Origin of the sequence: Flavobacterium ginsenosidimutans, assembly GCF_003254625.1 — a bacterium.
Lineage (GTDB): Bacteria > Bacteroidota > Bacteroidia > Flavobacteriales > Flavobacteriaceae > Flavobacterium > Flavobacterium ginsenosidimutans.
Genome location: NZ_QJRJ01000082.1, coordinates 268,237 through 284,556 on the forward strand (window position 1 = coordinate 268,237; position 16,320 = coordinate 284,556).

18 protein-coding genes are annotated in these 16,320 nt (G+C 35.2%); 12 read left to right on the forward strand and 6 right to left on the reverse strand.

The genetic code is table 11. The features are described 5' to 3' along the window. The 4 genes from DM444_RS21680 to DM444_RS21695 all read left to right on the forward strand — a co-directional run bounded on the left by DM444_RS21680 (window position 1) and on the right by DM444_RS21695 (window position 1,770). On the forward strand, window positions 1-495 hold the full coding sequence (locus tag DM444_RS21680) for a hypothetical protein (RefSeq protein ID WP_111290548.1): 495 nt from the start codon (window positions 1-3) through the stop codon (window positions 493-495). A 217-nt stretch (window positions 496-712) separates the two neighbouring features. After that, window positions 713-949, forward strand: a complete 237-nt coding sequence (locus tag DM444_RS21685; protein ID WP_111290550.1) for a hypothetical protein — start codon at window positions 713-715, stop codon at window positions 947-949. A gap of 147 nt (window positions 950-1,096) precedes the next feature. After that, entirely contained in the window at window positions 1,097-1,342 is a 246-nt protein-coding gene (locus DM444_RS21690; protein WP_111290552.1) for a hypothetical protein, read from the forward strand. 179 nt (window positions 1,343-1,521) lie between these two features. After that, window positions 1,522-1,770, forward strand: coding sequence for a hypothetical protein (locus DM444_RS21695; RefSeq protein ID WP_111290554.1), 249 nt, complete (start codon window positions 1,522-1,524; stop codon window positions 1,768-1,770). 87 nt (window positions 1,771-1,857) lie between these two features. Here the strand turns inward: DM444_RS21695 and DM444_RS21700 are convergent, their stop codons facing one another. Beyond that, on the reverse strand, window positions 1,858-2,091 hold the full coding sequence (locus DM444_RS21700; RefSeq protein ID WP_111290556.1) for a hypothetical protein: 234 nt from the start codon (window positions 2,089-2,091) through the stop codon (window positions 1,858-1,860). 301 nt (window positions 2,092-2,392) lie between these two features. On the opposite strand from DM444_RS21700, the gene DM444_RS21705 reads away from it, so the two are divergent. Further along, window positions 2,393-3,361, forward strand: a complete 969-nt coding sequence (locus tag DM444_RS21705) for a hydrogen peroxide-inducible genes activator (protein WP_111290558.1) — start codon at window positions 2,393-2,395, stop codon at window positions 3,359-3,361. A gap of 229 nt (window positions 3,362-3,590) precedes the next feature. On the opposite strand, the gene DM444_RS21710 is transcribed toward DM444_RS21705, so the two are convergent. Both DM444_RS21710 and DM444_RS21715 read right to left on the reverse strand, forming a co-directional pair. Continuing rightward, the gene (locus DM444_RS21710; RefSeq protein ID WP_111290560.1) at window positions 3,591-4,352 is read right to left on the reverse strand and encodes an alpha/beta hydrolase; all 762 of its coding nucleotides are present in this window, start codon (window positions 4,350-4,352) and stop codon (window positions 3,591-3,593) included. A 103-nt stretch (window positions 4,353-4,455) separates the two neighbouring features. Then, entirely contained in the window at window positions 4,456-4,872 is a 417-nt protein-coding gene (locus DM444_RS21715; RefSeq protein ID WP_095929114.1) for an OsmC family protein, read from the reverse strand. A 518-nt stretch (window positions 4,873-5,390) separates the two neighbouring features. Here DM444_RS21715 and DM444_RS21720 point away from each other — a divergent pair. The 7 genes from DM444_RS21720 to DM444_RS21750 all read left to right on the forward strand — a co-directional run bounded on the left by DM444_RS21720 (window position 5,391) and on the right by DM444_RS21750 (window position 13,584). Continuing rightward, on the forward strand, window positions 5,391-7,922 hold the full coding sequence (locus DM444_RS21720; RefSeq protein ID WP_239455767.1) for a hypothetical protein: 2,532 nt from the start codon (window positions 5,391-5,393) through the stop codon (window positions 7,920-7,922). 534 nt (window positions 7,923-8,456) lie between these two features. After that, window positions 8,457-8,867, forward strand: coding sequence for a cupin domain-containing protein (locus DM444_RS21725; protein WP_111290565.1), 411 nt, complete (start codon window positions 8,457-8,459; stop codon window positions 8,865-8,867). A gap of 274 nt (window positions 8,868-9,141) precedes the next feature. Further along, window positions 9,142-10,128: an alpha/beta fold hydrolase gene (locus tag DM444_RS21730; RefSeq protein WP_111291194.1), complete on the forward strand. Its 987-nt coding sequence runs from the start codon at window positions 9,142-9,144 to the stop codon at window positions 10,126-10,128. Window positions 10,129-10,214: 86 nt separating this feature from the next. Further along, window positions 10,215-10,625: an organic hydroperoxide resistance protein gene (locus DM444_RS21735; protein ID WP_204251705.1), complete on the forward strand. Its 411-nt coding sequence runs from the start codon at window positions 10,215-10,217 to the stop codon at window positions 10,623-10,625. A 102-nt stretch (window positions 10,626-10,727) separates the two neighbouring features. Next, window positions 10,728-11,465: a DUF1223 domain-containing protein gene (locus tag DM444_RS21740; protein WP_111290568.1), complete on the forward strand. Its 738-nt coding sequence runs from the start codon at window positions 10,728-10,730 to the stop codon at window positions 11,463-11,465. Between the two features lie 354 nt (window positions 11,466-11,819). Further along, a complete protein-coding gene (locus DM444_RS21745; RefSeq protein ID WP_111290570.1) occupies window positions 11,820-12,836 on the forward strand; it encodes a sensor histidine kinase in 1,017 nt (338 codons plus the stop codon). Beyond that, the gene (locus DM444_RS21750; RefSeq protein ID WP_111290572.1) at window positions 12,817-13,584 is read left to right on the forward strand and encodes a LytR/AlgR family response regulator transcription factor; all 768 of its coding nucleotides are present in this window, start codon (window positions 12,817-12,819) and stop codon (window positions 13,582-13,584) included. Before DM444_RS21745 ends, DM444_RS21750 begins: the two co-directional genes overlap by 20 nt. A gap of 433 nt (window positions 13,585-14,017) precedes the next feature. On the opposite strand, the gene DM444_RS21755 is transcribed toward DM444_RS21750, so the two are convergent. The 3 genes from DM444_RS21755 to DM444_RS21770 form a co-directional block, all read right to left on the reverse strand. Beyond that, a complete protein-coding gene (locus DM444_RS21755) occupies window positions 14,018-14,416 on the reverse strand; it encodes a DoxX family protein (RefSeq protein WP_111290573.1) in 399 nt (132 codons plus the stop codon). A gap of 458 nt (window positions 14,417-14,874) precedes the next feature. Further along, complete coding sequence (locus DM444_RS21765; RefSeq protein ID WP_111290577.1) at window positions 14,875-15,936, reverse strand: NAD(P)H-dependent flavin oxidoreductase; 1,062 nt, start codon at window positions 15,934-15,936, stop codon at window positions 14,875-14,877. Between the two features lie 6 nt (window positions 15,937-15,942). Further along, window positions 15,943-16,317 carry a nuclear transport factor 2 family protein gene (locus tag DM444_RS21770; RefSeq protein WP_111290579.1) on the reverse strand — a complete coding sequence of 125 codons (375 nt, stop codon included), beginning with the start codon at window positions 16,315-16,317 and terminating at the stop codon, window positions 15,943-15,945. Window positions 16,318-16,320: the final 3 nt, after the last annotated feature.

Here is a 16,320-nt window from a genome sequence, read left to right on the forward strand (position 1 = left end):
ATGAATGAGTTTAATGTTGAAACGCATAAAATAAAACTAACTGGAAAAATAAAAAATCAGTTAGATAAAAGTTTAATTTATATTATTGAAAATATTGGATTGCCAAAAAAAATAGTTTATTCTAAAATTAATTTTATAGATCCAATTATTGAAGAATCAATTTTTTGTTTTGGTGAGGCTACTCATCTATCAGATATGAAATTTGGGATTGAACTAAGGACTAATAGAATAATTACATACGGGGGATATAGAGAAAATAGCTTTTATTCTATTATTAATTCAAATTTAGACAAGTTATTATTATGTTCTTTTATTTATGATTTTGTTATTCGTCGTTTAATATTATCGGAATCATTTGGAGCATATTATGAAAATTGTAACTACGAAAAATATGCTAGTTTATTGAAGGAAATGATATTTGATATAGATAAAGAAGCTGCTGAAAAAGGAGCTTGGGCAAGCTTGATAAACGAAATGAGTATAGGGGCAATATAATAAAAGTAAAACCCGATTGCGCGGATTTGCAATCCGTGCCCGTAAAGATTGGTTTGTTCCCTTTGTTAATCTTAAAAGCACATTAAGTAGTATAACTTTTGTTTCAATGATTTGTTTCGTAGTTCACTGTTGCAGGCACGGATTGCAAATCAGCGCTATAGGGTAAGATTAGTGAAATAGTTTTATCTTCTCCTTTTGTAAAAGAAATTAAATAATTATGGAAAGATTTGATTTATGTATTTTAAAACAGAATGTACTAGTTTATGAAGAAGGAACCTATGCTTTCATTCTTGATATGGACGAGGGAGATGATTATCATTTGGAATTATGGAATTTTGAGAAATTAGATGGGGCGGATATTAATTATTTAAATAAGGTATATCTTCGCCTCGCAACTAAAGAAGAAATTGAGGAATATCAAATTAAATTTAAAGAATATTGTAATCGTAGCTAAGGTTATAGTTAAAAAAGAAAGCAATTATTAGTCTTCTACTGAATGTTTTGTTAATGTAGTAAATTTTTGGCTTGAGATAAAAAAAGCTCACCAGAGGGGAATTAATTCTTTCAACCCCATTTGCTGGATTTGCTAAATAGAAATATTATGAAATTATATGATTTGTGTATTGTTGTAGAACACTTAAAGAAGGAATGGAATGGGCAGTTTGCTATTATTATCGAAGATTTTTATCCGGATTATTTTCTAGTTGAGTTATGGACATTTGAGGAGAATAACGAAGTTGAAATGACTTCTCTCTTAACTAATAATTTACGATTAGCTACAAAAGAAGAAATGGAAGAGTATCAAATTAAATTTAAAGAATATTGTCGCAATAAAGGTTATAGTTAAATAAAAAGTAAATATATAAAGGCATTTTAATCTATGTTACTTTTGTTTTAATGATTTGTTTTATGTCTTGCTATTGTGGACACGGATTTCAAATCCGCACTATCGGGTTGATTTTAAAAGAATTAAAATTCAGAAACTTTAAATTCTACTGAAAAAACATTTAATTTATTTGAATAAGTATGGATGAAAGAAATAAATGGTTAAACGCAGTTGAAAAATTTAGAATTGATATCAATACTAGTATAAAATGCCCACATTGGGATAAAGGATATTTAATAACTAAAGATGTCGCTTTTGATGATAATGAAATAGATAAGGGAGGAGAAAGATTTATCGAATGTCCAGCATGTGGTAAATTTGAGGTTGTCTTATATAGGATCCATCCAGAAAACTGGTATTCAAAAAATAATGCAAATGACTTAAGTTAAATATTTAATCCATGTATTCTTTCTGTAACAAACCCTCAATCTTCTTTCAAAGACCAAGGGTTTTAATTTTTTCAAAAAGAATAAACCTTACTCCAAATCCAGATAAGGATCTAAAATTTCGGCTAGTTCATTGAGCCAATAGAAGCTATCTCCAAGTTTGGCAGCATTCAACTGAATGTTTTCTTGATCGTTTAGAACGCCCAAAGCGAGGGTTAGATTTACCTGTCTTATGGCTCTTGCCATATCGAGTGGGTCAATTCTGTTGTTGAAGAAATTCATTAGACCGATTTCGGCTTCTTTTGAAAGGGTTTTGGTACTCATAACTCTGTAATTTAGGAAATATAAAACCCATGTAGCTAAGGTGTCCTACGCTTACAGAAGCGTTACGGTTGTTTCCAATGCCGCCACCATACCACATGGGCAAGAAGTTTTTTAAGTATCATAATTCTGTAATTTAGGAAGCGCAAATATATTAAAAAAGAAGTTGGTTTAATAGTATAAAAAGTAGTATAATTCTTAAATTTTATTTATATGTAACAAACACAAAGTTTTCTTAAAAAACTAAAAATAAAAAAGAGCAACTCAGTACCTTAGCATCTCTGTATCTTAGAAACTAGAAGACATGACCATTCAGCAGTTAAAATATATAGTCGCTTTAGACGAAGAACGGCATTTTGCAAGAGCTGCCGAAGTTTGTATGGTAACGCAGCCCGGACTTACCATTCAGTTAAAAAATCTAGAAGAAGAAATCGGAATTAAGATTTTTGATCGAAATAAAGTGCCGTTGACACCAACTGTTTTAGGAATTGAAATTATTAATAAAGCCAAAAAGATACTTCGTGAAGTAGATGAAATTCGTGATTTTGTGATCAATGAAAAAAATCTGCTGGAAGGAGAGCTGAAACTTGGCATTATTTCCACTTTATCGCCTTATCTGATTCCGCTGTTTATTCAGGCAATGAAAGAAGTGGCGCCAAAAGTACATTTTATTATCAAAGAAGGTTATACGGGACATTTAATGCGCGATTTAGAAACAGGTGTAATAGACGTTGCGATTATGGCTACGCCAACGGGAAACCCGAATTTAATAGAACATGTTGTTTTTAAAGAACCATTTGTTGCCTATTTAAATCAGACGCATCCGATGGCGAATGATGAATTTTACGAAATGCAGCCCGGCGACAAAACCGAATTGTTATTATTGCATCACGAATATTGCTACAACGCACAATTATTAGACATCTGCGGACTAAAAACATCAGATAAAATAAAGGAACAATTTACGTACGATATTAATTCGATAGAAACCTTAAAAAATCTAGTTCGAGCCCATTTAGGATTTGCGATTATTCCTAAACTTTCCACTTTAAACGAATCGGGCGGACTTTTTAAACCTTTCAAAGAACCTGTTCCCGTAAGAGAAATAAGTCTAGTAGTTTCTGATTCTTTCTCTAAGAAATTATTACTGGAGAAAATGAATGAAGCAATCTGGAACTGCCTTCCCGAATCGCTTAAAAAAGATTTCAATTATAAAAAAATCCGCTGGAACGATTCGCCTTATTTTGTTAAAGCAATAAGTAAGTTGACTTAAATTACAAAATAAAAATTCCAAATTCCAATTACTGTGTAGCTTGGAATTTGGAATTTAGTTATGTTTTTGTCATTTCGACGAAGGAGAAATCACACGCGGGTTTGCGCAATGTTTGTCGCCAATCTTTGTAGAATTTCTAGTGTGATTTGCTTCGCCTGTTCGCTATCGCTCGGGTCTCGTTCCTCGAAATGACAAGCTTATGTATGAATTTATAATTAACCATTCACAATTATTTAGATGCTTCAATAATCACATTTGCCACTTTCTGTGGTTGAGAAATAAATACGACGTGGCTACCTTTAATTTCAGTGATTTTGGTGTTAGAACGTTTGTACATTGCGTACTGAATACTCGGAACAATACTTTTATCTTCAGTTGCTACGATTCCGTAAGAAGGTTTAGTTCTCCAAGCGGCTTTAGTTATCGGTGTTAAAAAACCTTGCGCATGAAAAGCACCTTGCGAAGCATACATAAAATCGGCTTGTTCTTTGCTCAAATCTCCTGCAAAACCAGCGTGAAATTTAGCTTTGTCATAATACGCAATTCCTTTTTCATCTGGAGGCAATACACCATTTTCAGGAGCTGGAGGAGCAGTTTGCAACCATTGAACAGAATTTTCGCCATTATCAGGCTGTAAAGCCGCTACATAAACCAAAGCCGCTACTTTAGGGTGATTTCCAGCTTCTGTAATTACTGTTCCTCCCCAAGAATGTCCAACCAAAATAGTTGGTCCGTCTTGTTTGTCTAAAGCTAAATTTGTGGCTTGAACATCATCTTCCAAAGAACTCAACGGATTCTGAACGATGGTTACATTATAGCCTTTTTTAGTCAAAACTTTGTATAAACCTTGCCATCCAGAGCCATCAGCAAATGCACCGTGAACTAATACGACATTTTTAATTTTAGGATTAGTTTGTGCGTTTACGTTTGTGAATGCTAAACTAAAAATAAGGACTGCGAATGCTAAAAAGCTTTTAAATATTGTTTTCATTTTATTTAGATTTTAAATTTGAATAGAAATTTCAATTTTAAAAATTCCAAATTCCAATTTTCCATTCAGACTTGGAATTTGGGATTTTTGTATTGGGATTTATTTAAAGTAAAGTGATTGATAAAGTAATCTCAGTATTCAGCAATTTAGAAATTGGACAAATTTCTTTTGCTTTTTGAGCGGTTTGCTGAAACTCTTCTGCAGAAATTCCAGGTACTTTTCCAGTCAATTCTAATTGAATTAAAGTAATAGTTCCGTCTTCAAAAGTTACTTTCGCTGTTGTATCTAAATCTTCTGGAACGAAACCAGCTTCAGATAATAAAAAGCTTAACTGCATAGTAAAACATCCAGAATGTGCCGCTGCGATTAATTCTTCAGGATTGGTTCCAACACCTTGCTCAAAACGAGTTTTGAATGATAATTGCGCATTATCTAAAGTTGTGCTTTGTGTACTAATGGTTCCTTTTCCTTCCATTCCTGTACCTTTCCAGTTTGCGTTTGCTCTTCTTGTAAATTTCATGATTTCTATTTTTTAAAGTTATTTTTTAAGATGTTCAAATCATTTCTTTGATTTTGATGAAGCAAAGGTATAGGGAAGGTGTTTATTAATCAAATTAATAATTTTTTATAGTTATAAAAATAATTTATAATAATTGATTAGATGGAGGTTAGAACACAAAAGACTTTAAATAATAATTTTTCGAAAACGGTCTTTTGAAAATGAGTGCCCTAGCCCTGATAGTAGCGGCATCCTTTTTCTTGCTTCTTTAGCAAGGAAAAGATATAGCGGATAGCAGGAAACAGCTTCTAATTAATATCAATGCTTCATTTTAGCTCAATTTATTGGTACAGATTAAACTCTTGATTCGAGAAAATAAGGATTATTTAAGCATTTATTTGGTTTCAAATTATAATGTGAAACAAAGTAAGCGGCTGATTTGTAGTTTTATTTATGCGGTGAATTTAATTTTATAGGAATCAATTTTATAAGACGATCGAGAAAATAAGTTTTCAATGAATAATCTAACTTTTAAATTTATGAGAAATGCTTTTCTAATATTTGGAGTTTGTTTGAGCGCAATTTTGTTCTCCTGCAAAAAAGATAAGGATAAAGAGCAAGTAAGTACAGAAGCGGAAAAGCCTGATACTGCCGACTCTACATTAATTGCAGATCGTGGTTGGCCTCGTGAAGCGGAGAATAATGGGACTAAACTGGTTTATTATCAGCCTCAGGTAGACGACTGGAAAGATTTTAAAGAACTTACGGCCCGAGTGGCTTTTTCGCTGACTCCAAAAGACGGAAAACAGGTTTTGGGTGTGGCCTCTTTGAAAGCGGAAACATTGGTAGACAAAGACAACCGAAGCGCTTTTATTAAAAAACTTCAGGTAACCGATATCCGGTTTCCAGCTCTGGACGAAAAGAAAGTTCCTGAAATGGAAAAGCTGTTTAAAGAAACGCTACCTCAGAGCGGAGATCCTATTTCGGTAGATCGTATTTTGGCAGATTTAAGTCATACCAAAAGTCCGCCAAAGGGAATTGCGGCTAAAAACGATCCTCCAGCCATTTTTTACAGTACGAATCCGTCGATTTTGCTTATTGTGCAAGGCGAACCGGTTTTGGTGCCTGTAGAAAAATCGGATATTCAATATGTGGTAAATACCAATTGGGATTTGTTTTTTGATAAAACCACAAAAGATTATTATCTATTGGTAGAGAATATCTGGCTGACTTCGAAAAATGTCGCGGGCAAATGGACAAAAACAACCCAATTGCCTGCGGGTTTGAGCAATCTGCCTTCGGGACAGAATTTTGATGATGTTAAGAAAATGATTCCGCCGCCTTCTTCTGGAGCACCTCCTGAAGTTTTCTACAGTAATAAACCTGCAGAATTGATTGCGATAAACGGAAGTCCGAAATTCGTTAAAATTCCAGGAACTAAATTGTTATACATTGACAATACCGAGAATGATGTTTTTGCCGATGAAAACAAGGGTCAGTATTATGTATTATTGTCTGGAAGATGGTTTAAGTCTAAAGAACTAACTGGACCGTGGAGTTATGCCAGTAATAGTCTTCCAGCTGATTTTGCTAAGATTCCGAAAGATTCTCCGCGTGCCAATGTATTGTCATCTGTGCCTGGAACGCAGGAAGCGAATGATGCCGTAATGTTATCGCAAGTTCCGACAACGGCTATTTTAAAGAAATCGGATGCTGAGGCAAAAGTAAAAGTATCGTATGATGGCGGAACACCTCAGTTTAAACCAATTGATGGAACTAAAATGCAATATGCAAGCAACACGCAAGAGAAGATTATAAAAGTGGGCGATTTGTACTATTTGTGTTTTCAGGCAGTTTGGTTTATGTCGACAAGTCCGAACGGACCTTGGAAAACATGCGATTCTGTGCCGAAAGAAATTTATACGATTCCGCCAAGTTCGCCAGTTTACAATGTTACGTATGTCACGCAAACTACAACTGATACAACGGTTGAAAGTAGTTCTACTGCGGGTTATTTGGGTGCTTTTATTATTGGTGCAACATTTGGGGCTATTTTGACGTATGGCACAGGATGGTATTATCCTCCTTATGTATATTACGGTGGACTGTATCCAATCTATCGTCCGTGGCCTTATGCGTATGGAGGAGGAGCGGTTTACAATCCGTGGACTGGTGGTTATGCAGCTGGAAGACGCGTTTACGGACCTTATGGCGCAGCTGGAACTTCGGCTTGGTATAATCCTGCAACGGGAAGATACGGGCGTTCTGCAAGTGTACAAGGATGGTATGGCGGGCGCACTGCTGCAAGTACTTATAATCCGTGGACGGGAAATTATGCGAGAACGAATCAAGGACATAATGCGTATGCGCAATGGGGACATTCGGCTGCAACAAATGGAAATCAGTGGGCGCAGACGGGACATATCACTACACGACGAGGGACGGCAATTGGTTATGAAACTTCGGGAGGAAATAAAGGTGTCATTACGCACAGAAGAGGCGGAGGAACTACAATTCATACCAATAATAATCTCTATGCTGGTCACGACGGACATGTTTATAAAAGAGATGCTAACGGAAATTGGAGCCATTATAATAATGGAAACGGTGGCTGGACGCAAGCAGGAACTTTGGGTTCGTCTAAAAAAGCGGGTGAAGGCATTCAGAATAGGGCTAACCAAGGACTAGGAGCCAATGGAGCGGGAGAAAGGATTCAGCGTGACAGACCTAATGAAGGACTTGGTGCAAATGGTGCAGGCGAAAGAGTTCAGCGTGATAATTTGCCAAAAGCTAATCAGAACCTAGGAGGCGAAACTCGAATGGGAGATGGAATTCAGCGAGATAATTTTCCTAAAGCAAACCAAACGCTCGGACAGCCTAATAAACCGCTTGGAGAAGCTGGACGTTCAGATATAACAAACGATCTTGATCGCTCGGCTATTTCAAGAGATCGTGGTGAAATGCAAACACGTAATTTCCAAAATATCCAAAGAAGCGGAGGCGGATTTAATGGAGGCGGCCTCGGCGGCGGCGGTTTCAGAGGCGGAGGAGGCTTTAGAGGAAGAAGATAAAAAGTAAAGGTTAATTTTAATTCAAAGAAATCAGGATGGTGGTAAAATACTAATCCTGATTTTTTTTGTGCTCGTTTTTTTGCCACAAAGGCGCTAGGGCGCTAAGTTTTCTTTTAAAGTTTTGCGAATTCTTATTTTAATCGAAAAGGTTTATTTCACGCAGATTTTAAATAATTTAAGCAGATAAAGGCAAATTATTTTCTAAAATCTGCTGGATCTGCGTGAAACAAAAATCCTTTTAATCCTTTTAATCTGTAGCAAAAAATAAAGGCAAAACTTTGCTCCCGAAGCCTCGGGATCGCGACTTTGCGAGATTAAAAACTTAGCTCCCGATAGCTATCGGGATTGCGTAAATCCTTGCGTCTTTTGCGGTTAAACCTCAAACATTTTACCTCTCACATATCACAACTCACGCGCTGTCCATTTCACCCTGAAGTTTGTCCATTCCACCTATTTTCTGATTTCGTATGAAGGGTTATCGAAATACTTTTGACGAAGAAATTAACGAAAAACAAATAATTTAAATCAGAAGTTATGGAAACGAAAAAACAAAAAACATGGGTTATCATCGCAATTATTGTTTTAGGAATTATTGCCTTTTTAGTTCCAAATCAGATTGCGGCGCAGGGAGTAAAACGCATCGATTTACAAAAACATGATCTAAGTACTCCAGGAAAAGAAATGGTTCAGGCACGAATCGATTTTGACGGACATTCTGCTTTTGGGAAACATTCTCATCCAGGTGAAGAAGTGATTTATGTGGTTGAAGGTTCACTAGAATATCAGATCGAAGATGAAAAGCCTGTAACACTAAAAGCAGGAGAAGTACTTTTTATTCCAGCTGGCGTAGTGCATTCGGCTAAAAATAATACAAATGCGAAAGCATCAGAACTGGCGACTTATATTGTGGAAAAAGGAAAACCGATACTTGTAATGAAAAAATAGTTTCAAGTTTAAGGTTCTTGCCGCGAAGGCTCAAAGACGCAAAGATTTTTTTTACCACAAAGTCTACAAAGATTTTTATTATAAATACCTTAATAATAATTATTCTTTTAAAAAAAACTTAGTGCCTTCGTGTCTTTGTGGCAAAATCTCTCCCTGTCCACTTCAACCGTAACCTTGTCTACTTCACCTTTTTTTGCCTTTTAAAACAAACAACGTCAAGATACCTTTGACAAAGAAATTAACTGATAATCAACTAATCGAAAAAATAAAAATTATGAAAACACTATCAAATATTCTAATCGCTATTCTTTTTATGAATGCAACTTTCACTCAAGCACAAACTTCAAAACAAAAAGAAATTGAAGTAAGCAGTTCACTTGGAACTTTAAAACAAATCAATGCCGGATTATTAAACGTAGGTTATACTGAAGCAGGTCCGTCAAACGGAACTCCAGTAATATTACTTCACGGTTGGCCATACGATATTCACAGTTATAACGAAGTCGTTCCGATTTTGGTAGCAAAAGGATATCACGTTTTCACACCGTATTTACGCGGATTCGGAACAACGACTTTCCTTTCGAAAGACACTTTCAGAAACGGTCAGCAGGCAGCTTTAGCAAGTGATATTATCGCTTTTATGGATGCGCTAAAAATAGATAAAGCTGTAATTGGCGGTTTCGATTGGGGCGCTAGAACAGCAGTTGTAGTATCAGCACTTTGGCCAGAACGTGTAAAAGGTTTGGTTTCAGTAAGTGGTTACTTGGTGGTGAACTTAGAAGCAAACTTAAAACCGCTTCCTCCAACTGCCGAATTAGGATGGTGGTACCAATATTATTTCGCAACCGAAAGAGGAAAACAAGGTTATACTCAAAACACTTACGATTTCAATAAATTGATCTGGAAAATCGCTTCTCCGTTATGGAACTTCGACAAAGCAACTTACGATCAAACAGCTCAATCTTTTGATAATCCAGATCATGTAGCGATTGTGATTCACAATTACAGATGGAGACAATCTCTGGAAGCAGGTGAAGCTAAATACGATTCTTTAGAGAAACGTTTGGCGACAAAACCAGAAATTAAAGTTCCAACCATTACAATAGGAAGTGATTTTGACGGCGCTTTTGCGGATGGAAAAGTCTACGCAAACAAATTCACAGGAAAATACGAACACCGAATTTTAAAAGGAATCGGACATAACGTTCCGCAAGAAGATCCAAAAGCTTTTGCACAAGCGATAATTGACGTATCTAAATAATGGTGAATCATTCTTTTACTTTTTACATTTCGCAAAAAAACAAAAAACATTTCACTTTTTACAAATAACATTTTACACAAAAAATCATGGAAATAAAAGTTTTATACACAGGAAAAACACACACAACAGGCGGTAGAGAAGGAGCTTCTCAAAGTTCAGATGAACAATTGAATATCAAATTAAGTGCACCGGGATCTTCGCGTCCGGGAACAAATCCAGAGCAGTTATTTGCTGCGGGATGGTCGGCTTGTTTTATTGGAGCTTTAGGAATTGCGGCTTCTAAACTTGGAGTTAGACTTCCAACCGAAACCGCTGTAGACGCCGAAGTAGATTTATGCGTAACAGAAGGAGAATATTCTCTTCAGGCAAGATTAAATATCAGCCTTCCAGGAATTGACACTTCAACAGCAGAAGCTTTGGCCGCGCAAGCACATCAGACTTGTCCGTATTCTAAAGCGACAAGAGGGAATATAAACGTTGAGATTAATATTCTTTAATAGTTTTAAGTTATGAATTATGAGTTATAAGTTGATGCGATAACTCAGTTCTCAACAAACCTGACAGGATTTTAAAACCTGTCAGGTTTAATAAATTTAATTATGAAAAAGATAAAAATTTTAAGTGGATTTATAATGTTGTTTCTTTTAATTGGAAACAGCGTTTTCAGTCAGAATTCAGATAAAAAAGGTTTTGCACTTTTAGAATTGTATACTTCAGAAGGCTGTTCGAGCTGCCCGCCTGCTGATGAATTGCTTGGGAAAATTCAGAATGAATACCGTGATAAAAACGTTTATGTATTGGCTTATCACGTAGATTATTGGGACAAACAGGGTTGGAAAGATATTTTCAGTAATGCTGATTTTACAAAAAGACAATACGACTACGCTCAATTTATGGGAAAAGAACCCATTTACACACCTCAAGTAATTATTAACGGAAAAACTGATTATATCGGTTCTCAAGAAACGAGTCTTCGAAACGGAATTAAATCGGCAATTTCAAAGCCAGTTTCGGCGAGTTTAAGTTTAGAGGCAAGTCAAAATGCTAATTCGCTTTCTGTAAATTATAATGTTGAAGGCACTTCAAAAAATAGCCGTTTATTGCTTGCAGTTGTTCAGAAAGAAGCTAAGAGCAACGTAAAAAGAGGCGAGAATGCCCACAGGGTTTTATCGCATTATCAGATCGTTCGTAATCTGCAATCTGTAGATTTAAATAAAAACAAAAAAGGAACAGCGACAATTCATCTTCCTAAAAATTATAATGCACAAGATTTCGAAATTATTGGGTTTATTCAGGATATGAATTCAGGTGCTATTTTGGGAGTTAAGAAGGCTTAGTTTTTTATTTCACGCAGATTTAAAGTGATTTTAGCAGATAATTTCAGTTTGTTTTTAATCTCGCAAAGTCACAGAGACGCAAAGTTTTTTATTCTCATTTTTTGTCATTTCGAGGAACGAGAAATCTCACTAGAAATTCCGCACAGATTTTCGCCAATCTTTGTCGAATCTTGAGTGAGATTTGCTTCGCCTGTTCGCTATCGCTCGAGTCTCGTTCCTCGAAATGACAAAACGTGTAAGGAAACCGTAATAAAAAAAATCTGTATAGATCTGCTAAAATCACTTTAAATCTGCGTGAAATCTTTTTCAAATAAACCTATCTTTGAATTATCAGGATAACAAACCAATTACAATATGGAAAAAACAAAACGTTTTCAGGTTTCGCTCAAAGTCATTTGGGGGAGTTCAGTTGCATTGGCAGTTATGGCTTCGATTCCTAAATTATTTGATGCCGATTCTACACCTGGAGATCTTATTATAAATTCTTCGATTACACTCCTGTTTTCTCTTTTTATATGGTATTACAACATTTATAGTTTACCAAAATTTTCTGCTAATCATGCCAATAAAAGTCTTTTTAACTGGAAACTTTTACTCAGTGTTATTTTAGGGATTGTTTTAATGGTGATTTTGGTAATTGCGCATCAGGAACTGTTTCAGGTTTCAAAAATGGATGCTCCAATCATGTTTGAGCTTCGCGGAGTTTTAATCAACTTGATTGTGTATATGTTTCTGCATCTTCTTTTTCAAAACTATCAGACACAGCAAATGGGAGTAGAATTGGAACGCACAAAAGCAGTAAATCTAGGCGCTCAATACGAATTATTGAAACAGCAGGTAAATCCGCATTTTTTGTTTAATAGTTTGAATACGCTAAAATCGATGGTCGATATCCAAGATCCGCAGAGTTCGGATTTCATCTTGAAATTATCCGATTTTTATCGATTTACACTAGAAAGCCGAAAAATGGATTTGATTCCGCTGAGCGAAGAGCTTCAGATTTTAGATTCGTACGTGTATCTGCTGAAAGCGCGTTTTGAAGACGGATTTGTTTTAGAAAATGAAATTGATCCAAAGCAGTACGATTCGGCGATTCCACCTTTTACTTTGCAATTATTAATCGAAAATTGCATCAAACACAATGTCGTTTCTTTAGATAAACCTCTCAAAATAAAGCTTTATACAGAAAATGAGTTTTTGGTAGTTGAAAATAAAATTCAGCTTAAAAGAGGCGCCGTGTCTACTGGTGTTGGTTTAGATAATATCAACCAGCGCTTTATGCACCTGATTCATAAAGAAATTGAAATTGATAAAGACGACACTACCTTTAAAGTTAAAATACCCCTAAATTATGACTATCATAATAATTGAAGATGAAGTAAAAACAGCCAAGGCACTTGGCCAATTAATTCTGAGCATCAGACCCGATTTTCAGATTTTGTCTTATATACAAAGCATTGACGGCGCAGTAGATTATCTTTTGGAAAATGATCAACCAGATCTTATTTTTATGGATATTCAACTGGCAGACGGTCAGTGTTTTGAGATTTTTAAAAATGTCGAAGTTTTGTCGCCTGTAATTTTCTGTACTGCTTTTGATGATTATGCAATCGAAGCTTTCAAATCAAACGGAATTGATTATGTTCTAAAACCTTTTTCAAGAGAAAGCATTTCGCAAGCTTTAAAGAAAGCGGGAGAATTGAAAAACTTCTTTCAGAGAAATAAAAAAGTAATGCCTGATTTCGATTATTTGTTGACCAGAAATGGCGAAAATAAAGGAAAAAGCAGTTTTTTAGTTTTCAAAAACAATAAATATCAGACAGTTTTAACCGAGAATATTGCTTTTTTCTTCATCAAAAACGAAACGCCAACAATTATGACTTTAGACAAAAACGAATACCCGTTAACGCAGTCTTTAGATGAAATTCATAAGCTTTTATCACCAATTCAGTTCTTTAGAATCAATAGACAATATTTGGTTAATTTTTCGGCCATTCGCGAAGCAGAACATTATTTTTCGCGTAAAATAATCGTGAAATTAAGTGTTCCAACAGAAGAAAAAATATTAGTGGGAAAAGAAAAAGCCACCGCATTTTTGAGCTGGTTAGAAAACCGATAAAACCAATTAATTTATCGTTTTTTAGATAAACTAATTGGCTTGATTTTATAATCCTGGAAACATAAAACAGCTTATAAAAAACAAAGCTGAAAGTATAAAACAGAGAATTAGAATAATCTTTTTCATTGGAAATAATTAAATTAAAAATTAGTAAGAGGTAGACTATTACAAAAGATAGCATCTTTCTGTAAGCTTCGGAGAAGCGAAATGTTTATAGACAAAAGTATACGGTTACAATATAAAGCTCCAGAGGAGTGACATATTTTTTAAACTATAATATATGTCGCTCCGCTGGAGCTTTTTTCGTGTGTCTAATTGAAATTCTATAAATATTTTACCCCGCTGGGGTTTCTATTTATAAAATGTTTTTAATATTCAGTCAAACACAAAAGAACTTTCCTTTTGAGAAAGCCTCTTGTTTTTACTATCTCTATTAAAAGTTTTCGATAGACGCACTATAAGTAGCCGTATATAATTTTCTGTACATTGCATAAGTTACGCTTACCATTACAAAGGCAATAATAGCATCAGTTGCTGCGCCAAAACCTAAAACAGCTATTTTTGAAAAGAAGGCGAAAATGATATCGAAAAAGACTCCTGCGAAAACCCATTCTTTCAATCGTAATAATTTGTTTGGAATTAAAAGTGTAATGACTCCAGCCACTTTAAAAACGCCAAGGATATAAATAAAATGCGCTGGATAACCTAATTGTTGTGTAATTCCCCAAACCAATGGATTGTTTGTTAATTCGAAGAAACCGCTTGCGCCAAACCATAAAGAAGTTAATACTGCGCCTGTCCAATAGATAATTTTTGTTGTTTTTGAGTTCATGATTTTGATATTTAAAGTTATTTAACGGTACAAATGTGCGTTGAAAGCCTTAAAAATGAAATCGGAATTATGTTGAAACGGACAAACTTTAGGGTGAAATGGACAGGGAGTGACTTGGTGTTTTTTACCGCAAAGTGCGCTAAGGTTTTTTCTCTAGATTGCGTTTTAAGTTCGCAAAGTTGTGCAAATATTGTGGTTTTTAATCTCGCAAAGTCGCAGAGTTGCGGAGTTTTATTTCACGCAGATTTGAAATGATTAAAGCAGATCTGTGCAGATTTTTTAAAAATAAAAATTAAATCTGCAAAATCTGCGTGAAACAAAATCCTTTTAATCCTAATAATCAATGGCTTTAAAAATAAAATCCTTTGCGACTTTGCGAGATTATAAAAGACAACGCTTTGCGAACTTAAAAACACAATCTAAAGCAAAAAAAACTTAGCGAACTTTGCGTTAAAAAACTACACCGACATTTCAGCAATTAAATACTGCATCAATTCGCTTGCTTTATGGTATTTTAAATTGCTTGTATTTTGCCCTGACCAAAAACTAATCATGTCGGTTCTTCCTTGGGCGAGTGCGGCTACTTTTAAAGGTGCGATTAATTTGGTTTGAAGAGGAAAAGGAAGTACTTCAGTTTCAAAAGGAATAGCATCGGAGATTTTATTGCTAATCATTCGGCCCATTCTTCCTGTAAGCGATTTTGAAACCGTAGTTGGAATATTCGGATTAGTAAAAAGCATTTCTTTATGAACAGGCGTCGCACCCGATTCATCTGTGACCATAAAAGCAGTTCCTAATTGTACAGCATCGGCACCTAAAGCCATTGCGGCTTTTATTCCTTTTGCATCTATGATTCCGCCTGCGGCAATGATTGGTGTTTTAGTTTTTGCTTTTAATTGCTGTACAAGACTGAATAATCCTGTAAAAGAATCTTGTGCCGGTTTTAAGAAAGAAGGTCTGTGTCCGCCTGCTTCAAATCCTGCAGCGATAATTGCATCTACTTCTGCATCTTCTAGAGCAAGCGCTTCTTCTAAAGTCGTTGCCGCGCCAATGGTTTTTATGCCTAGTTTTTGGCTTTCTTTCAGTATTTCTTTTGACGGAATTCCAAAAATAAAGCTAAAAACAGGGGGTTTCAGTTCGAATACAACTTCTACTTGTTTTTCAAATTTAGAAGGAATATCAGAAGATAAATCAGGAAGCGGAATCCCTAATTCATCAAAATACGGTTTAAAATTCTGTTTTATCTTTTCCAGTTTTTCTGGAGGGTAATTTAGAAGTTCTTTGTCAACATCATTAACCCACAAATTGATATTGTAAGGTTTAGAAGTAACAAGCTTGATTTCTTTTCCAACTTCATGTATTTCTTCTGGTGTAAGTGTATAGGCGCCATAACTGCCTAATCCGCCAGCATTGCTTACAGAAGCCAATAGAGCGGTAGTTGAAAAAACACCGCCCATCGGACCTTGTAAAATTGGATACTCAATACCTAGTAATTGTGTTATTTTGGTTGAATTCCACATTGAATTTTAATTTACTTTAGTTGCTAATTTGTTACTGATAACCCATTTGCCATCAACAACGATAAGGCTTAAAAGGTCATAATAATTATACTCGAATATCGGAACTTGAACTTTCGCGACAGCGGTATTATTGATGATTTCTAAAGATAGAATTTTCATTTTGAATTCTTCTCCCAATTCCTGTGGACTTTTACGGTTTTTTACTCCTTCTAGATATTGATTTACGGTTTTAAAATGAGTTTCCCCATTAATATCAAAACCAACAATTGCCTCTTGATGAAAAACACTTCGCAATAAAGGAACATCGCCTGTATAAATTCCGTTAAAATAATTCATAAGCACAGCTGTAATTAGAGCTGCATTTGTGCCAAAATTTTCCATGAT

What these genes read in the sequence shown, in the direction of transcription:
- DM444_RS21735 (WP_204251705.1), top strand. Translation starts at nt 10,215, where the DNA reads ATGGAAATAAAAGTTTTATACACAGGAAAAACACACACAACAGGCGGT.
- DM444_RS21695 (WP_111290554.1), top strand. Translation starts at nt 1,522, where the DNA reads ATGGATGAAAGAAATAAATGGTTAAACGCAGTTGAAAAATTTAGAATT.
- DM444_RS21715 (WP_095929114.1), bottom strand. Translation starts at nt 4,872, where the DNA reads ATGAAATTTACAAGAAGAGCAAACGCAAACTGGAAAGGTACAGGAATG.
- DM444_RS21725 (WP_111290565.1), top strand. Translation starts at nt 8,457, where the DNA reads ATGGAAACGAAAAAACAAAAAACATGGGTTATCATCGCAATTATTGTT.
- DM444_RS21690 (WP_111290552.1), top strand. Translation starts at nt 1,097, where the DNA reads ATGAAATTATATGATTTGTGTATTGTTGTAGAACACTTAAAGAAGGAA.
- DM444_RS21710 (WP_111290560.1), bottom strand. Translation starts at nt 4,352, where the DNA reads ATGAAAACAATATTTAAAAGCTTTTTAGCATTCGCAGTCCTTATTTTT.
- DM444_RS21745 (WP_111290570.1), top strand. Translation starts at nt 11,820, where the DNA reads ATGGAAAAAACAAAACGTTTTCAGGTTTCGCTCAAAGTCATTTGGGGG.
- DM444_RS21755 (WP_111290573.1), bottom strand. Translation starts at nt 14,416, where the DNA reads ATGAACTCAAAAACAACAAAAATTATCTATTGGACAGGCGCAGTATTA.
- DM444_RS21740 (WP_111290568.1), top strand. Translation starts at nt 10,728, where the DNA reads ATGAAAAAGATAAAAATTTTAAGTGGATTTATAATGTTGTTTCTTTTA.
- DM444_RS21750 (WP_111290572.1), top strand. Translation starts at nt 12,817, where the DNA reads ATGACTATCATAATAATTGAAGATGAAGTAAAAACAGCCAAGGCACTT.
- DM444_RS21680 (WP_111290548.1), top strand. Translation starts at nt 1, where the DNA reads ATGAATGAGTTTAATGTTGAAACGCATAAAATAAAACTAACTGGAAAA.
- DM444_RS21730 (WP_111291194.1), top strand. Translation starts at nt 9,142, where the DNA reads ATGAAAACACTATCAAATATTCTAATCGCTATTCTTTTTATGAATGCA.
- DM444_RS21700 (WP_111290556.1), bottom strand. Translation starts at nt 2,091, where the DNA reads ATGAGTACCAAAACCCTTTCAAAAGAAGCCGAAATCGGTCTAATGAAT.
- DM444_RS21770 (WP_111290579.1), bottom strand. Translation starts at nt 16,317, where the DNA reads ATGGAAAATTTTGGCACAAATGCAGCTCTAATTACAGCTGTGCTTATG.
- DM444_RS21705 (WP_111290558.1), top strand. Translation starts at nt 2,393, where the DNA reads ATGACCATTCAGCAGTTAAAATATATAGTCGCTTTAGACGAAGAACGG.
- DM444_RS21720 (WP_239455767.1), top strand. Translation starts at nt 5,391, where the DNA reads ATGAGAAATGCTTTTCTAATATTTGGAGTTTGTTTGAGCGCAATTTTG.
- DM444_RS21765 (WP_111290577.1), bottom strand. Translation starts at nt 15,936, where the DNA reads ATGTGGAATTCAACCAAAATAACACAATTACTAGGTATTGAGTATCCA.
- DM444_RS21685 (WP_111290550.1), top strand. Translation starts at nt 713, where the DNA reads ATGGAAAGATTTGATTTATGTATTTTAAAACAGAATGTACTAGTTTAT.